Origin of the sequence: uncultured Methylovirgula sp. (assembly GCF_947646745.1) — a bacterium.
In the GTDB taxonomy this organism is placed as follows: Bacteria; Pseudomonadota; Alphaproteobacteria; order Rhizobiales; family Beijerinckiaceae; genus Methylovirgula.
Genome location: NZ_CANSHK010000002.1, coordinates 77,672 through 94,384 on the forward strand (window position 1 = coordinate 77,672; position 16,713 = coordinate 94,384).

The following is a 16,713-nucleotide window of genomic DNA, read 5'->3' on the forward strand; positions in this document are numbered from 1 at the left end:
GCCCCTCGGCAGCGCGAAGCGTTTTGGCCTAATATTTCGCGTTGCTGAGCGTCACCGGGCTCGAGTCGAATTTGTAGATCAACCCGGCGACGGCGGATTGTATTTCCGGGTGAAAATGGATGGCATCGCCTTGCCCGGCGGCGGAGAAGGTGCCGATGTCGCGCGCGCCATATTGGGCATAGCGATATTCGATCTGCCAGAACCACCCCGGCGCCAATTGCGCCTCGATCCCATCGCCGAGCAGCCAGCCGTTGGTCGTCAATCCATGCGTCGAGACGCCGGAAGGTGCCCCGTTGGCGCTATCCAGCATTTCGCTGCCACCGAAGTGCGCCTGGGTGAAGCCAAATTTGCTGTAGGTCAGAATCTGCGGCGTCGCGAGGAAACCCAGCCGCGCACCGCCGCCCCACGACCAGCGCTCGACAAGGGTTGCGGCTTGTCCGGCAGGTTCGTCCTGAATCGTTCCGGAGAGGCCCGCAGGATCGAAATCGCCGAACGCGCCCGCAACGATTTTGCCGGTCAATTGATAATCGTAGCCGAGGCCGATGCGCCCGCCGATGCCGCGGCCGCCCTGGATCTGATCGACGCAGGTGACGCAGGCGCCATAGGCCGTCTTGACAATTGTATCGGCACTCGAGATGCCATAGCCCGCGCCAGCCTCGAGATAAGGTCCGGTCCAGAGCGAGGGCCCCGTCGGCGGTGCGATCAGATCCTGGACGAGGTCGCCGACCCCGAAAGGCGGCAAGCCCGCAGGATTCATCGCGGGCCAGCCGAATTTATAGACGATCCCGCTCGTGACCGTCTGCACGATCGGATGGACTCGCAGATCATCGAGGCGTCCGGCCGCGCCATTATCGCCGAGAACCCGCGCGCCATAATCCGCCAGGCGATATTCACTGCGCCAGAACCAGCCCGGCGCCAGTGCCGTCTCCAGCCCGCCGCCGACGAACCAGCCAGGGGTGTCGAAGCCGGATATCGAATTGCCGCTGACGGCGCCGTTTGTCGTGCGCAGCAAATCGGAGCCGGTGAAATGGCTTTGTGTGAAGCCGGCGTCGGCATAGGCAAAAATATCGGGCGTGATGAGCGTTCCGAGCCGGACGCCAGCGGCCCAGGACCACGTCTCCCGCACATTGCCGGTTACGTTCGCGGCCTGATCTTGCAGCGTGCCGCGCAGGCCGCCGTAGCTTCCGTCGGCGAAGGCGCCGGCGACGAATTGCCGGGCGAATTGATAATCGAAGCCAGCGCCCACGCGACCGAAAAAGCCGCGGCCGCCCTGAACCTGATCGAGGCAGAGCGCGCAGCCGGTGCTGGCGGGCACGCGCGTCGTCGTATTCGCCGCCCATTCGCCGTAGCCGCTGCCGACATCGACGTGAAAGCCCGTCCAGCCGAAGGCCGGAACGGGTGACGCTTTCGCGGAAGGCAGATCGGCCGCCAAGGCGGTGGTGGCGATAAGGGCGAAGCCAAACCCCAAGCCTGCAGCCCTATACGTGATTCCCATATTCCAACGCTCCAAGGGACGGTCTCGCCGAATCCTCAGGTTGACGACATGCTCGGAACCGAAATTTGCTAAGGTCTTCGAGCATCTCGTCGATCAAAGCATGGCGCGCGCGCCATGCACTCCGCTTAGCCGCGACGACCTCTTTGGCAGAGCGCCGGCGCAGGCGCGGCGGAAGCTTAAAGGTGTATCGACCGTCCGCTTTTCCACCCAGTTCAGTCCAGTAAAGATCGTAGTCCGCTGTCCACCTTCTTAATCCGAAAATGCCTCTGCCCACATGCCCAAAGTTTGACGTTGCCGCTATTTCGGAGGCGCCGAAATGCTCTTTAAGGGCATAAACGGCGTGCATCAATAAATCCTTCGGCCGCAATCCAAAGAGATCCCGGGTCACCTGAACCGTAAAGGATTTGCCATATTGTCTGGCGCTGCCTTGCAAGCCGCCAATCCATAGCCAGATCGGCCCCTCTCGCCGAGCGGCTCCGACGGCGAAGCTGAGAGTTGCGACCGTTGCCCACTCATTCTGGGCAAGAAGTCTGCACGTCAGCTCCCCTTCCCGCCCCGACCATGTCGGGCTTCGCTCCAACCTGAGTTCGTATCGGCGGCCGCTTTTGCCTGTCAATGTGGCGAGAAGCAAATCATGCCCGCCGATGAGACCATGGACCCGCTTGCCTCCCAAAACGCGCAAGAGAATGTCGTAATGCGAGATGAGTACGCGCGACCGCTGGGCTGGCCGCAGCGCGCTGTGCAGGAACTTGTGTGTCGGCTTGCTTGCCAGATCAAAAGGAATCTTTCTCAGAAAGGCGTGCTGGCAGATGTTATCGACGGCTGCAAACCATTTTCGCATGCTATTGGGCGAACAGAGAATTCCCAGCAAAAGGAAACATTTCTCTTTTACGCTGGCTTGCCCTAAATGCCGCAAGATCGAAAAAAACATCCGCGGTTGCGGAACAGACAATGGCGCATGGGCCGTCGCGCTCGCCAATTTTGCGGCCCACGCGCTGCCTTTCGGGCCGTTTTGCTTCCTACAGAACATCGTATTCAACAGCGAGAGGCCAAATTCAATTGGTTTGTAAATTGTAGCACCCAAATATGTGTTGAGGTTTGATGGAGACTTGATGGATTTCGGAGTTTGCCGTTCGACGAAATGAATCTGTATCCAGATAATAGTGTGTGTTCGACATTTAAGGTGAAATTGCAAGATGAACGAACTCATCCTTGTCGCCGAAGATGAGCCGGAGATCGCCAAGATCCTCGAGGCCTATCTGGTGCGGGAGGGCTTTCGAACTGTCGTCGCCGCAGACGGCAAGGTCGCACTGGATCAACATGCGATACTCAAGCCCAATCTCGTCCTTTTGGACGTCAAGATGCCCAAGGTCGACGGCTGGCAGGTGCTGGCCGAATTGCGACGCCGTGGCGAGACGCCGGTTATCATCATCACCGCACTTGATCAGGATATCGATCGCCTGCAGGGATTGCGCCTCGGCGCCGACGACTATGTGATCAAGCCGTTCAATCCGGTTGAGGTCGTGGCTCGTGCCAAAGCCGTTCTGCGCCGGACCAGTCCGGCCGAGAGCAGTTCGGTGTTGAGGATTGGAAAGGTCGAAGTCGATCTTGAAAGCTACGTCGCTCGGGTTCTGGACGGCGGAACATCGAAGCTTCTTCCTCTCACGCTGACCGAGTTTCGTCTTCTCGCTCATATGGCCAAGTCCCCGACCCGTGCTTTCGGCCGGAGCGAGCTTGTCGACGCTTGTCTTCCGGGCGGCGATGCGCTGGAACGGACCGTTGACAGCCATGTCAGCAATCTTCGCCGCAAGCTTGACGACGCTGGTGCGCCCGGGATGCTATCCGTGGTTCGCGGGGTGGGCTATCGATTGGCCAAGATATGAAACAATACCGTTTGAGCCGCCAGATCGCGCTGTGGATGAGCGCCGTTGCGGTGATCGTCACGCTGATGCAGTTCGTCGTCTACGTTGTCTTCTACGCCATTGCTTGGACTCTAAACCCCCCGCCGCCTGGTCCGCTTCCCCTCCTTCCGAGCGAGTCGGACTATGTGCTGATCGTCATCCTTATCCTCTTCAGTTTGGCCCTGTCGGTCATCGTAGCATTTCGGCTGACCAGCCGGATCGTCGCGCCGCTTACTTCGCTTGCGGAAGGCGCGCGAAGGATCGCCGCGGGCGATCTCAGCGCCCGTGCATTGCCTGGAGACAGATCCATCGGCGAGACGGCTCAACTGGTCGACGATTTCAATGCGATGGCGCAAAGGCTCGAAGATACGGCGCAGGCGATCGCATCATGGAATGCGGCGATCGCACACGAACTCCGAACGCCGCTCACGATCCTGCGCGGCCGACTTCAGGGGGTCACCGGCAAGGTGTTCGAACCGAGCGACGAGCTATTTCGTAATTTGCTGTCTCACGTCGAGTCCCTGTCGCGGCTCGTCGAGGACTTGCGAGTGGTTACTTTGTTCGACAGTCGCAGGTTGGAGATGCGCTTCGAATCGGCCGATCTCGAACAAGAGGTTCTGAAAGCGGTCGATGCCATGCGAACCGATCTCACCGATGCGGGCTTCACGATCGAGCTGGCGACCCGCCCGATATTCTTGCATTGCGATGCCGTCCGGCTGCGACAGGCGCTGTTCGCGCTGCTCGAGAACGCGCGTCGCTATGCGACACCGGGGCGTCTGCGTGTTTCGATGCGCGTCGACAACGACGGCCTCGTCATCGCGGTAGAGGATCAAGGTCCCGGCCTCAGTCCGGACTTCGCGCCGCATGCTTTCGATGCCTTTGCCCGCGGCGAGCCTTCACGCTCCCGACAATTCGGCGGCTCGGGACTCGGTTTGTCGGTTGTTCGCGCCATTGCCGAGGCGCATCATGGTGAAGCGCGTTATCGCTCTGCGACAAGCGGCGGTTCGATTTTTGAAGTCGCTATCCCAATCGGACGGGCACGGCTTGCCGCAGAGGAATCGTGCTAATGGCCGTGCAGTTCGAGGGTGACGACGCCCCCGGACTTTGTACCCCGATAAATCGAACAGATTTGGGAGTCACAACGTGCTTTGACGCCGGCAACGACGTCAACCTCAGGATCATAGGCGTGCCTTGGATCGAGAGGGTTCAAAAGCAAGGCACATATAATGGCGAAAAAAAGTGCGTACATAACAGCGAGGCTAATCGCCACAACGACGACTAAGGCCTTGTCAATGTCCTGCAAGACCTGCTCGCGGCCCCACAGTGTCGGGATTTTTTGAATCGTTCGGCAGCCCATCTTGTTCGGCTCGACGCGAATCATAGTCTCCACTTGACATCCAGTGTTCACGCCGTTTGTAGAGAAATGATGGAGATTGAGCGCAGATCGTGCAAATGCGGTGCGGCGCCGCCCCTAGCGAGAATGCGAAGCGGAGCGCAACGACAGGTAGAATCTGCGCAACGTCCTCTGTTGCAACGGCACTCCTATTGTCATGTCGGCGCGGCGCCCGAGGCGCGGACGAGGGAAGAATATGCGCCGCCACGCGCCATCAGCTCATCGTGCGTCCCGCGTTCGACAATGCGCCCCCGCTGAAGGACGATAATTTGATCGGCACGCCGGATCGTCGAAAGACGATGCGTGATGGTAATGGTCGTCCGAGACTTGGACAGCTCCGCCAAGGCGGCCGTTATGGCTTGCTCGGTTTCGGCATCGAGGGCGCTGGTGGCCTCATCGAGCAAAAGAACACGCGGATTGCGCAAAATCGTCCGGGCAAGCGCGAGCCGCTGCTTCTCGCCGCCTGAAAAGCGATAACCCCTTTCTCCGACCAAAGTCTCATAGCCTTCTGGTAACGCCGACACTGTCTCGTGGATTTGAACCGCCTTTGCCGCCGCCTCGATCTCCTCGCGCGTCGCCTCGGGTTTTGCGAAGCGAAGATTATCGATGACCGAAGCGTAGAGCAGATACGGGTCTTGCGTGACGACACCCAGCATGTCCGTCAGCGACTCGAAACTGAGAGCCCGAACGTCAACGCCGTCATAACTAATCGAGCCGGAATCGACATCATAGAGTCGGGCCAAGAGATAGCCGAGGGTTGTCTTTCCAGACCCCGTAGGACCGACGATGGCGATATGACTTCCAGCCGGAACATCGATCGAAATATCCTTCAGCGTCGGTTCGTGATTTTTTTCGTAAGAAAAAGTCACGCCGCTGAGCTTCACGTCGCCGCGCATTCTGCCGCGATCAAGCGTGACAGCACCCGGCCGTTGCCTGATCCAAGCCGGCGAGTCGAGATATTCGAAGATGCGGGCAAATAAGGCTCGAGTCGTCCGAACCTGACGCCCTATCTCCAGAAGCTGTTCAAAAGGCCAGAGGAGCTGTTCCTGCAGCGCGATCATGGCGACCAGCGTGCCGATCGTGATTGACGCGCCGGTGTTCATCAGAAAGCCGCCGAGAAGCAAGGTCAGAGGCGGCAAGATCGACAATGCGAGGTAGATGAAGGACCATTGCCATTCTCCGGCCGTGCTCGAGCGGACCTCAAGCGTCGCAAGATCACGCGAAGTTTCCATAAAGCGACGGATCAGATATTCGCTCCGGCCTGTCGCCCTGGCGAGAATGATGCCTGAAAGCGACAGCGATTCCTGGATTGCGGATGACATATCCGCAATTCGTCTTTGTTGTGCGTAGGTGATGGTCTCCCGCATTCTTGCGACATGGCCGCTGATGGCCACAGACACTGGAATAGTCATAAAAGAGAACAGGGCCAGGCGCCAGTCGAGCAGCAACATGGCGATTGCGGTCATCATGGCAGTGCTGAGATTGCGGGCCAGCTCGTTGACCGTATTGGTAACCAGGGCCTGCAGACCGCCGACGTCGCTGGCGATGCGAGACTGGATTTCGCCCGTGCGCGTACCGGTGAAGAATGTAAGCGAAAGAGATTGCAAGTGCGCATAAACGCTAACCCGGAGATCGTGCATGATCGCCTGGCCGATACGCGAGGATATGACAATCTGGAGCGTATTCAGCGCCGCAGTCGCCGCCGCTATGCCGATCAGGCCGCCGGCAAGCCATGAGAGCAAAGCCAGATTTGCCTTAGGCAGCGCATCGTCAATGATGGCCCGCAGCAGGAATGGAGACGCCATGCCGATCGCGGAACCGATGACGATCAACCCGGCTACCGTAAGGGCACGGCGGAGATAGGGACGGAAAAGCGCCAGGATTCGGCGAGGCGTGACGCTCGCCGCCAGATCGGCATAACGCCTGTTTTCGATTTCGGTATTCGATATCGTCATTCTCGAGGTCTGATCAGAATTTGAGCGCCCGAGGCCCCGACTTCCATCCGGCGGGCTTTGCAACGGTCGATGCGAGCGGTCTACCGAACCTCGGCGCAGCCTAGGGTTTCGCGGACGCGCGGTTCGACGGGAACGAAGCCTCGCGGCGCGCGCTCGGCGCGGCCATTGCTTCGAACGCGCGTTGCCGCAACGGCATCTTCCAGCCATCGCAGCGATGCGGCATCGCTGTTATTCGCAGACTCTTACACGCTGGTAGGTCCACACTTCGCTGTAGTCATCCCAATAAGGTTCACCGGCGGCCCAATAGCAGCGGGGGCCGTAAACCGGCTCGGGTACCGCATAGGCGGGCGGATAATAATGCGGTCCGCCGATCGTCGCGCCAAACAGTGTTCCAACCGCCAGGCCGCCGATGAGGCCGGCGGCGACATCGCCGCCGCCCGCACGCGCTGGGGATGCTGAGATCGCCACCGAAGACAACAATGTGCCGACCGCGAGAACATGCGCAACTCTCCGCATCGATATCCTCCAATGTGCTCGCAAGCGATGTTCTCGAAGGAAATAGGATCGCATCGTGTCGGGAAAACGCCGGATATTGATCTTGTGCAGAGAGTTCATGGAGAATGTGTGAAGACGCGCACACTTCCAATTCTTGAACTTGAGCAGTCTTGGGCGGTTCCTTAGCGATGCCGTTCATCAGAGTGGCGGTTCAATTCGCTTCGGGGGAGCCATGCTCAACGGTAAAAAATTTCGTGCGCGCTGCACCTCGGTCGTTCTAACTGGCGGGACGCTGCTAGTACCGTCAACGCAGGCAGCCCATGCACAGGGCGCGAACACGTCGTCGCCGATCGTATCGCCAAGTCAAACGGTCGCGGAAACCGCCGTCAACGGTACGCTCTCGACCGTCGAAGTCGTCGCGACGACGCCGCTCGGGGCGCCTACGAGCCCCCTCGATATTCCGAGCGAGACGCAGACCATCACGTCGCAGGAAATCGGCAATCTCAGGCAGACCACGCTTCAGGATGCCTTGGCGCGCCGGATGCCTGGCGTCTCGGTCACCGATGCGATCGGCAGTCCACTTTCCGAGTCCGTCGACTTCCGTGGTGAAACCGCCTCGTCCGTTCCAGGCACGCCGCAAGGTCTCGCCGTCTACATGAACGGCGTGCGGATTAATGAGGCCTATGGCGATGTGGTGAATTGGGATTTGATCCCGCAATTCGCAATCGACACCGCCCAGATTGTCACCGGCAATCCGGTCTTCGGCCTCAACGCGCTCGCTGGAGCGGTGGTTCTGAACATGAAGAACGGCTTCACCTGGCAAGGGACCGAATTCAATCTCCAGGGCGGCACGGATTATACCGCGCAAGGCGACGCTCAATATGGCATCCAAAAAGGCAATTGGGCCTATTATGTCGCCATGGAAGGCGTGCGGACGAACGGCTATCGCTTTTTCGGCCAATCGGATGCCGAGCGCGGATTCGCCGATATCGGCTATCGGGCCGAAGGCAACGAGGTTCACGTGAGCGTGACGGGTGGCGCCGATGGCCTTGGCGTTGCCGGCACCACGCCGCTTGCGCTTGTCGAGCAAAATCCCGCGGCCGTTTTTACGACGCCGCAGACGACGAACACGACGGCCGAGATGGTCATTCTCTCGGATGAATCGCATATCACGCCCACGCTGACGTTCAACGGCAACGCCTATTTCCGCAGCTATGCCCAGATGCACGTCGACGGAAACATCAGCAACTTCTACTCTTGTGGGTCCGTCACTGTTTGCAACCAAAACGACGCGCCGGGCATACCAAATGGAACGCCGATCGATGGAACTGTGGCGGGAACCGCCGCACTCGGCGATCCGCTTGCCGGAGCCGCCGCCGCCGGTACGCCATTGGGCGAGATAGACCGTAACTGGACGCGTACCTATAGCACGGGCGCAACGGCGCAACTCACCGACACCGACAAACTATTCGGTCATGAAAATACGGTCACCGCGGGGATAAGCGTCGACCATGGCTGGACGCATTGGGTTGGCGCCAGCACCTTGGGCGCCTTGCCGCCGGATTTCATCGTCACCAATTCGAACGAATATATCAACGAGCCGCTCTATGATGTTTCGCCGGTTAACGTCCGCGCGCAAAATACCTACGCCGGCGTTTTTGTTCTCGACGATTTCGCGCTGACGGATCGGCTAACCCTTCATGCCGGCGCCCGCTTCAACGATGCGCAAATCCGCCTCGCCGATCTGACTGGCGTCAATCCAAACTTGAATGCGAGCAATAATTTCAATCGCATCAATCCGGTTGCCGGAGTTACATTCAAAATCACGCCGGATATTGCCGCTTATGCCAGCTATTCGGAAGCAAACCGCGCGCCGACGCCGCTCGAGCTTGGCTGCGCCAGCCCGAGCAACCCTTGCATGATCGACAGCTTCCTGGTTTCCGACCCGCCATTGAAGCAGATCGTCGCGCGAACCGTCGAGGCCGGCTTCAAGGGCATGAACGAGATTGCCGGCGTCATTCCGGGAAGATTCGACTGGAGCGTCAGCCTCTACCGGACCGAGAATCAAAACGACATCTACAGTGTGCCGAGTCCCACGGTCATTGGTCTTGGATATTACACAAATGCCGGCGATACCCTGCGACAAGGGATCGATCTCGGCGCCACCTATACGACAGATAGGTGGGATGTTTACGCCAATTACTCCTACCTTCGGGCGACATTCCTGACGCCCGTCCGTCTTTCTTCGAAAAACAATCCTTATTCGGTCGGCGGTAGCGAACAAGTCGAGCCGGGCGACAATCTTCCCGGTATCCCGCGGCATAAATTCACGATCGGGTTCGACTATGAACTTCTGCCAAGATGGAAGGTGGGGGCCGACCTCGTCTACCGTTCCGGCGTCTATTATTTCGGCGACGAGATCAACGCTCTGCCGCAGATCCCAGGTTTCGCGAGCCTCAACCTTCGCACTTCCTATCAGGTCAACAAGAATGTCGAAATTTACGGCCTGATTAACAATGCGCTTGACTATCGCGGCGCCTCCTACGGGGCTCTTTGGGAGACCAACTCGACTCAAAACCAAGCGACCAATGCCTGCATTCCTGGGCTCTTCTGCTCGTCTGACCCGCGAGCCGTGACGATCGCGCCGCCGTTCGAAGCTTTTGTTGGGTTGAAAGTTGCATTGTGAGGGCGCCTTAGTCGGAAGTTAGATGCCGTGGTCCCTCGAGGCGGCGGCAACAAGTGTTAATAGCTTTGTAGGGATTGCTGCATAAGCTTGGGGCTGCAAATGAAGAGGAATGAATCATGATCGTCTCCGGAGTGGGCTCTACGACGTCTGCCGCCCCCAGCAATATCCAAACGACGAACAATCGCGTCAGCGACGGTGATTACAAAGCCGCGAACGCCAATACGTCCTCCGTGAAAGATTCCGACGGCGACTATAAGCCGAAAACGACGTCCTCGACTTCGACCGCTGGTGTGCAAGCGGCGTTGACGGGTTTGAAACTCGGCGGTTGAGCGCGCCCGGATACAAGCACGACAACAAGACGCTGATAATTTACTCCGCATCCGAGCAAATTCTGCTCGGATCGGGCGCCAGGGCTGGGGATCCAAGCCTCTCGTTCCGATCCAGTCCGTTGGCGTCAGCCAAGCCGACACAATTTTAAGAGAACTAGCTGGATCGATACAGATCGCGCCACTGCCGGTAGCGTTCCGCGGCGCGGGAACGCGATCCATTCGCGAATCGAGGGTGATCAAAGGTCAGTGCGAGCAAAATAGCGGTACCTTGGAATCGCGAAGTAAGGTCCTTGTGACGCCCCCCAATAAGAACTCCCGAAAACGCGAATGACCATAAGCGCCCATGACCAGTAAGTCCGGCGCCGCAGCCTCGAGATGGGCCCGCAGGATGGAGCCCGCATCCGATTCCGTCAGCGGCAACTCGACCAACTTCAACGCGCCGCTGCAGTGACGGCCGAGACGCCGAGCAAGATCCGTTCCCGCACCGCCCTGCTCGCTCTGATCCGACTCCACACAGAGAATTTCTATAGTGTGGGCATCTTTTAGCAAAGGAATGGCATCTCCGATTGCACGTGCCGCCTCGCGGCTACCATCCCAAGCGACGGCCGTATGCTCAAGAGACGGTTGCCGCACGAATTGAGTCGGTACGACGATGACCGGTCTACCAGAACCGAATAAAATATCTTCCAGGATGTCATTCTTCGTCGGCAGGATACCACCGGGCATGGACAGCACGCAAAGATCACTGAGGCGCGCCGTCATGACAAAGCGATCGCGTATCTGGGCATATGCGGCGCGAACGACATGACAGTCTATCGCTATTCCAGAGAGCTGCGCGGCGAGTTCTATTTGCTGCTGCACATGGGCCGCCTTCTTCCGCCTTTCGTCATTCAAAACCCGGAGGGCCTCGTCAATGGCCGGTAACAGATAACCCGACGGCATATCAATGATGGTCGTCGTGAGATCGACAGTCAGATGAGCCTTTTGCGCGTCGCAAAAGTAAAGCGCGTAATCGATCGCGGCTTGCGTGATCGGATCTTCGTCGATGACGATATTCAGGTAGATCGATTTAAAGGCGTTATCGCTCGATACTTGCTCTGAACACATTGGCGTCTCCGCTTCGCATAACCTTCGATACTCAAAAAAACAGGTGCGGGCGCTCGCTTCTCCGTCACGAAGACCTGACCATTGTGCTGGCTTCGCAAGTATCCAGGTCTATAACGTGCTCGGGCGATGGGATAGATCAGTTGGCTCCTGCCAGCGCTTGCGCCTTTCTAACGAAAATAAATATCACGTCGTTTATGATGAGACTTATCCCTGCTGCGCCCATGGCTTCGCCGATTTGCCCCCAATTGAGACGTTCAAATGCGAAGAGCGATCTGAGCCACGGAACGAGCAGAGCCGCCGTAAGCGCCACCAATGCGGTTACAAAGACGATCACCAAGGTTGCGTTCGGCTTCGTAAGGGAGAATATGACGCTAGAGTCCAACGAGCGGTTGGTCAGAACGAGACCCAAGTTGCCCAAAACAAGGGTAATGAATGCCATAGTCCGGGCAACCGACTCGCTGTGATCGCCCTGGATTCCCAAATAGAAGACGATAAGCGCCATAGCCAACACGATGGCGCCCTGCGTTAAGCCGTGCGCGAGGAGAGTCAGGCTAAAGAGCGGCGCCTTGGGGTCACGCGGCGGATGTTTCATCAGTCCATGCGCTTCCGGTTCTGCCTCAAACGCGATTGAGGACACCGGATCTATGATCAATTCCAAAAACACCACATGAATCGGTCCGAGCAACAACGGCCAACCAAAAAATACAGGAATCAGGGACATGCCCGCGATCGGGACATGCACCGCGAGAATGTAAGAGATCGCCTTGCGCAAATTGTCATCGATGCGCCGGCCGAGGCGGACTGCGGTAACAAGGCTTTCGAAATCGTCATTCAGAAGCACGAGCGACGCGGCTTCGCGTGCGACGTCGGTGCCACGTCCGCCCATGGCTACGCCGATATGGGCAGCTTTGAGCGAGGGAGCATCGTTGACGCCGTCGCCGGTCATGGCGACAACATCGCCATTTGCCACGAAAGCATTGACCAGCCGCAGCTTTTGCTCTGGCATAATGCGGGCGAAAATGGATGTATCGCGGGCCTTCTCGAGGAGTTGTTGGTCGTCCAGCGCCAGCATGGTGTGACCTGTCAGGACGTCGTCGTCGGATATGCCCGCTTGGCGCGCGATGGCGCGCGCCGTGGCCGGGTGATCGCCGGTGATCATGACCACGCGAATCCCCGCCGTGCGGCAGGCCGCCACGGCGCCTCTCACGCCCGGCCGCAATGGATCTGCGAGGCCGACGAGACCAAGGAATGAGAAATCAAACTCCTGCTGGCTTTGCGGATGCGCATCGCGCGCGAACGTCGCTTTGGCTATGCCGAGAACACGCAATCCGTCGGCCGCAAGAGCCGTCGCGGCGTCCCTGACGATGTCTGCATGAATAGCGTCGAGGTGGCATAGATCGACGATTGCTTCCGGCGCCCCCTTGCTGGCGACGATGACAGAAGGCGCCTGTCGTTTCGTCGCGCGCCATATCTGCGACGTGGCAAGCAAATCGGGATGCAACGGGTAGGTTTTCGCAATAGCCCACCCTTTGTGCAGATGATCCGTTTCAACTCCGCATCTTTGGCCAAGTTCTCTAAAGGCTCGCTCCATCGGGTCAAACGGATCCGGTTGGCTAGCGAGGATCGCGTATTCAATCAGAGCACGGAACTGTTCCGGTAATTGCGTGGACTCCTCGCTAACAGCGAGCTCCACATCGTCGACAATTATTTTCGCTACCGACATTTTGTTGAGCGTGAGCGTACCCGTCTTATCGCTGCAGAGCACGGTCGCCGCGCCAAGCGCTTCAATTGCCGACGAGCGGCGGACAATCACGTGGTATTTAGACATCCGCCAAGCGCCGAGCACCAGAAATACCGCAAGGACGACCGGAAACTCTTCCGGCAATGTCGCCATTGCCAATGTGATGCCGGCAAGTATGGCATTCATCCAAGATCCTTGAAGCATGCCATATGCAAGTGCGAGAATTGTGGAGGCTGCAGCGCCCACGCCAGCAAATAGCCAAACCAGCCGTCTGGTTTGTACTTGCAGGGGTGTTGGCGCGGCCTCAACCGTGTGTAGAGAGCTTCCGATTTTTCCTATGGCGCTCCGCGACCCCGTCGCCGTCACACACGCGATGGCATCACCCGAGACGACGAGACTTCCAGCCCAAATATAAGGGCTGTCGTCGCCGCCCGGCCGTATTTCAGGACCGGAAGGGACGGCGTCGGGATTGATAACTTTGCATACGGGAACTGACTCGCCGGTTAGCAAGGACTCGTCGACCTTCATATTGTCGGCCTCAAGCACCAAGGCATCGGCCGGTACTCGGTCTCCCTCAGTCAGAACGACGATGTCCCCTTCCACCACCTCTCGCGCCAATATCCGCCGCCGACACTTATCGCGGATGACGATCGCATGAGGACTGGTCAAATCCCGCAGAGCCGCCAGAGCGCGCTCATTGCGGCTTTCTTGCACAACGACAAGAGCGATGTTGATAAGCGCGAAGCCAAGGAGGATCAATGCTTCCGTAACGCTGCCCAAGAAAAGATAAATGATGCTAGCGGCGAGGAGGAGTTGCAGCATCGGTTCTCGAAGAGCATCGGTGATGATGCGCATCAATCCGCGCGATTGGTCCTGAGGCAATTCATTGGGGCCGTCGCGGCGTAATCGCTCGGCGGCGACATTGGACGCAATACCGCTTGGTTTCGCAGCAGCCAGCGACGCTTCCGCCTCGAGGGACATTTTCCTAAGCGTCCTTCGGATGTTCAACAGTCGGCAAAGCCGCGGAAAACGGCAAGTCCGGGGTATCCCCCAGCATCCCTTCCATGTAGATAACTTCGACGACAACAAGAAGAAGAAGCGTCAGAGGCGCGGCAAGAAACACGGCGGAGACGCCGAAAAGCATACTACAGGCCACCGTCGAGAGCAGTGACAGGACCGGTGGCAGGGAGGTCGCCTCCGCCTGCACCAACGGCGTTATGAAATTACCCTCAACGAAATGAACTGCGGCATACATCCCGATAACCTCAAGAGCTTGCCACGGACCCTGCGTGAGCGCGACCAGCGTTGCGGGGACGGCGGCCAATATGGCGCCGATGTAAGGGATGAATGTCAGGATGCCGCCGGTCAAACCGAGGACGAAAGCTGCTTCTATGCCTAATGCCCAAAGGCCGAGTCCCGACAAGGTGCCAATGACAGTCATGACCACGAGCTGAGCCAAGAGCCACTTTCGTAAAACTTTTCCTGCGCGATCAAATAGCGTGTCAATTCGTGGCCGATGCGCCGGTGGCACAAGCCGCAGGCAAAGTGCGCGGTAGAGTCCTGGCTGGGCGGCGAGATAAATTGCGGCGAGAAAAATGAGCACGCCATAACCGACGCCGCGTGCGAGCGACCTTGCAATGGCAGCTGTCTCCTGCGCGGCCCACCCTGCCAGTTGCGAAGGACCGACCCCTTTAGCCTGCTCCAAGGCGTAGGCCCCATAGGGGAGCGCCTGTATTTTCGTGGTGACGATTCGAAAGCCCTCGGGTACTCCCCGGATGAGCTCGTCGGTCTGAGCCACAATCAAAGATCCAAATAGCAAAACGACAGCTGCGAGAGTGGTCGCGAACAACATGACCGCGATGGCAAGGCCCGCCGGTTCCGCGATTTTGATCCACCTCGTCAGAACAGTTGATATCTCGCGCAGGCCGATCGCAATGAGAACGGCGCCAAAAACCAGGATCGCAATATTGATGAGCCGCCAAGCTGCGAGCGTCAGCGCACCGAGCAGGATGACAAGCAAAACCCGCGCTGCAAAGCTCTCAATGCCTTTAGGCCCCGGTTGCGGGAGCGCGTCGGTCATCGGCAACTCCGGATGGCACCCACGATGAAAATAGGAACGTCTCGAATGCGAGCATTGACCTGCCTCAATTGGGCGCGTGAGCGAATGGCCGGCTGGCCTGTGGCCAATGAGAGCGTCGGTTTCAGGGCGGAATTCAAGCATTGCGGTCGGGCAATGGGGCGCCGGAGGACGCCTCTCGTTCACTCTCGCCGAGACAAGGTTCGCTCAAGCTTGGAGGGAGAGATGTTTTCCTGGGCGACGAATCTTGGGAGTATGAGATGCTGGTTTCAGGAGCCTTAGGTGGCGTCAATATGCAGGCCATGACCGGGGCAAGCGCACGTCAGCCCCTATCGCAAAGATATAATGCGATCTTCAGTCAGCTCACCACACCTGGTTCAGGCACTGTCACGCGCGCCCAATTCACGCAAGCATTTTCGAGCCTGAATGCGCCGGCGAGCTTTCAGTCGATGGGGTCCAATTCGATTTTCTCCGCATTGGATCCGAATAATACCGGTGCCGTCTCTCGGCAGAGCTTTATCCAGGGCATGCTGCAATTATCAGCGAGCCTAAAAGGTTAAGCGTCGTCGCGATTGGCCGCGGCGGTCGGAATTGCACTTCCACCCAAACGCCCTGCCCGATCGATATAGACATGCGGACCCGCGTGACGCGACAGCCAATCGATCCCGTCCTTGCCATTTAGCATGGCGACGGTCGAGAGCGCTCCGGCTTCGGCGCAGGTCTCCGCGACGACCGTGACGGACGCGAGGCCCTCGACGGGCCAACCGGTCATCGGGTTGAGGATGTGCCCGTAACGCCGGCCGTTAAAATTCCAGAAGCGCCGATAATCGCCGCTCGTCGCGATGCCGCAGTCCCCAGCGACAAAAAGGGTAGCGGCAGCGCGCGAAGGATCTGCTGGTTCGGCAATCCCAACCCGCCACGGCGATCCATCCGGATTGGCGCCGAAGATCGAGAGGTCGCCGCCAAGATCGATAATTCCGCGAACGCTGCCTCGCGAGCGACAGAGCGCGGCAGCTTGGTCGGCAGCATACTCCTTCACAAGGCCTCCGAAGTCGACTTCCATTTCTCTTTGCGAAAATGCAAGTGTGGGTCGTTTCCATTCGAGCTTATCCAACCCGATTCGCTCCAAAAGACGAGCAACGGCCGACGCCTCGGGCGGAGCAAGCGTCGCCTCGTTCCAGACTCTCCTCAGCAAGCCCGAGGTAATATCGAACAAGCGATCTGATCGTCGATAAAGCCGGAAAGCACGATCGAGGAGCTCAGCCGTCTCGTCGTCAACATCGATGGATGCGCCGCGTCGCGCCGCTTCGTTGATCGCACTTGTTATGCTGCCTGGACGATAGCGAGAATAAGCGCGTTCCAGCCGACCAATTTCTGCAACGGCCGCATCAATAGCCTCCTGTGCCTCGGCACCGGCCAGTGAGATGGCGCAGGGGCACCCCATGGCAAAGAAGCTTTTCGTTAGCAATGCATTCTGAATCACCGATCACTCATCTTGGTCATTTCCAGACGCTAGGCATCTTTACGATACAAT

General features: G+C 58.5%; 14 protein-coding genes. 5 read left to right on the top strand and 9 right to left on the bottom strand.

Annotated features, from left to right (window positions below; translation table 11 throughout):
* Positions 1 to 28 precede the first annotated feature (28 nt).
* Together Q0025_RS01140 and Q0025_RS01145 are read right to left on the bottom strand one after the other, a co-directional pair.
* Positions 29 to 1,495: an outer membrane protein gene (locus tag Q0025_RS01140; RefSeq protein ID WP_297295149.1), complete on the bottom strand. Its 1,467-nt coding sequence runs from the start codon at positions 1,493 to 1,495 to the stop codon at positions 29 to 31.
* Positions 1,479 to 2,705 (bottom strand): DUF535 family protein, encoded by a 1,227-nt coding sequence (locus Q0025_RS01145; protein WP_297295150.1) that lies wholly within the window; start codon positions 2,703 to 2,705, stop codon positions 1,479 to 1,481. The genes Q0025_RS01140 and Q0025_RS01145 overlap by 17 nt, the downstream gene beginning before the upstream one ends.
* On the opposite strand from Q0025_RS01145, the gene Q0025_RS01150 reads away from it, so the two are divergent.
* Both Q0025_RS01150 and Q0025_RS01155 read left to right on the top strand, forming a co-directional pair.
* Positions 2,692 to 3,378, top strand: coding sequence for a response regulator (locus Q0025_RS01150; protein ID WP_297295151.1), 687 nt, complete (start codon positions 2,692 to 2,694; stop codon positions 3,376 to 3,378). The two genes, Q0025_RS01145 and Q0025_RS01150, sit on opposite strands and share 14 nt — an antisense overlap.
* A complete protein-coding gene (locus Q0025_RS01155) occupies positions 3,375 to 4,463 on the top strand; it encodes an ATP-binding protein (RefSeq protein ID WP_297295152.1) in 1,089 nt (362 codons plus the stop codon). The genes Q0025_RS01150 and Q0025_RS01155 overlap by 4 nt, the downstream gene beginning before the upstream one ends.
* On the opposite strand, the gene Q0025_RS01160 is transcribed toward Q0025_RS01155, so the two are convergent.
* The 3 genes from Q0025_RS01160 to Q0025_RS01170 all read right to left on the bottom strand — a co-directional run bounded on the left by Q0025_RS01160 (position 4,460) and on the right by Q0025_RS01170 (position 7,260).
* A complete protein-coding gene (locus Q0025_RS01160; RefSeq protein WP_297295153.1) occupies positions 4,460 to 4,777 on the bottom strand; it encodes a hypothetical protein in 318 nt (105 codons plus the stop codon). The two genes, Q0025_RS01155 and Q0025_RS01160, sit on opposite strands and share 4 nt — an antisense overlap.
* 167 nt (positions 4,778 to 4,944) lie before the next feature.
* On the bottom strand, positions 4,945 to 6,807 hold the full coding sequence (locus Q0025_RS01165; RefSeq protein ID WP_297295154.1) for an ABC transporter ATP-binding protein: 1,863 nt from the start codon (positions 6,805 to 6,807) through the stop codon (positions 4,945 to 4,947).
* Between the two features lie 165 nt (positions 6,808 to 6,972).
* Positions 6,973 to 7,260, bottom strand: coding sequence for a hypothetical protein (locus Q0025_RS01170; RefSeq protein ID WP_297295155.1), 288 nt, complete (start codon positions 7,258 to 7,260; stop codon positions 6,973 to 6,975).
* Between the two features lie 211 nt (positions 7,261 to 7,471).
* Between Q0025_RS01170 and Q0025_RS01175 the strand changes: the two genes are divergently transcribed.
* Positions 7,472 to 9,925 carry a TonB-dependent receptor gene (locus tag Q0025_RS01175; RefSeq protein WP_297295156.1) on the top strand — a complete coding sequence of 818 codons (2,454 nt, stop codon included), beginning with the start codon at positions 7,472 to 7,474 and terminating at the stop codon, positions 9,923 to 9,925.
* A gap of 116 nt (positions 9,926 to 10,041) precedes the next feature.
* Positions 10,042 to 10,254, top strand: a complete 213-nt coding sequence (locus Q0025_RS01180) for a hypothetical protein (protein ID WP_297295157.1) — start codon at positions 10,042 to 10,044, stop codon at positions 10,252 to 10,254.
* A gap of 243 nt (positions 10,255 to 10,497) precedes the next feature.
* Here the strand turns inward: Q0025_RS01180 and Q0025_RS01185 are convergent, their stop codons facing one another.
* The 3 genes from Q0025_RS01185 to Q0025_RS01195 all read right to left on the bottom strand — a co-directional run bounded on the left by Q0025_RS01185 (position 10,498) and on the right by Q0025_RS01195 (position 15,182).
* Positions 10,498 to 11,361 (bottom strand): universal stress protein, encoded by an 864-nt coding sequence (locus Q0025_RS01185; protein WP_297295158.1) that lies wholly within the window; start codon positions 11,359 to 11,361, stop codon positions 10,498 to 10,500.
* 136 nt (positions 11,362 to 11,497) lie between these two features.
* The gene (locus Q0025_RS01190; protein WP_297295159.1) at positions 11,498 to 14,083 is read right to left on the bottom strand and encodes a cation-translocating P-type ATPase; all 2,586 of its coding nucleotides are present in this window, start codon (positions 14,081 to 14,083) and stop codon (positions 11,498 to 11,500) included.
* 4 nt (positions 14,084 to 14,087) lie between these two features.
* The gene (locus Q0025_RS01195) at positions 14,088 to 15,182 is read right to left on the bottom strand and encodes an AI-2E family transporter (RefSeq protein ID WP_297295160.1); all 1,095 of its coding nucleotides are present in this window, start codon (positions 15,180 to 15,182) and stop codon (positions 14,088 to 14,090) included.
* A 257-nt stretch (positions 15,183 to 15,439) separates the two neighbouring features.
* Here Q0025_RS01195 and Q0025_RS01200 point away from each other — a divergent pair, with 257 nt between their 5' ends.
* Positions 15,440 to 15,739: a hypothetical protein gene (locus tag Q0025_RS01200; RefSeq protein WP_297295161.1), complete on the top strand. Its 300-nt coding sequence runs from the start codon at positions 15,440 to 15,442 to the stop codon at positions 15,737 to 15,739.
* Here the strand turns inward: Q0025_RS01200 and Q0025_RS01205 are convergent.
* Positions 15,736 to 16,662, bottom strand: a complete 927-nt coding sequence (locus tag Q0025_RS01205; protein ID WP_297295162.1) for an FAD:protein FMN transferase — start codon at positions 16,660 to 16,662, stop codon at positions 15,736 to 15,738. The genes Q0025_RS01200 and Q0025_RS01205 overlap by 4 nt on opposite strands.
* Positions 16,663 to 16,713: the final 51 nt, after the last annotated feature.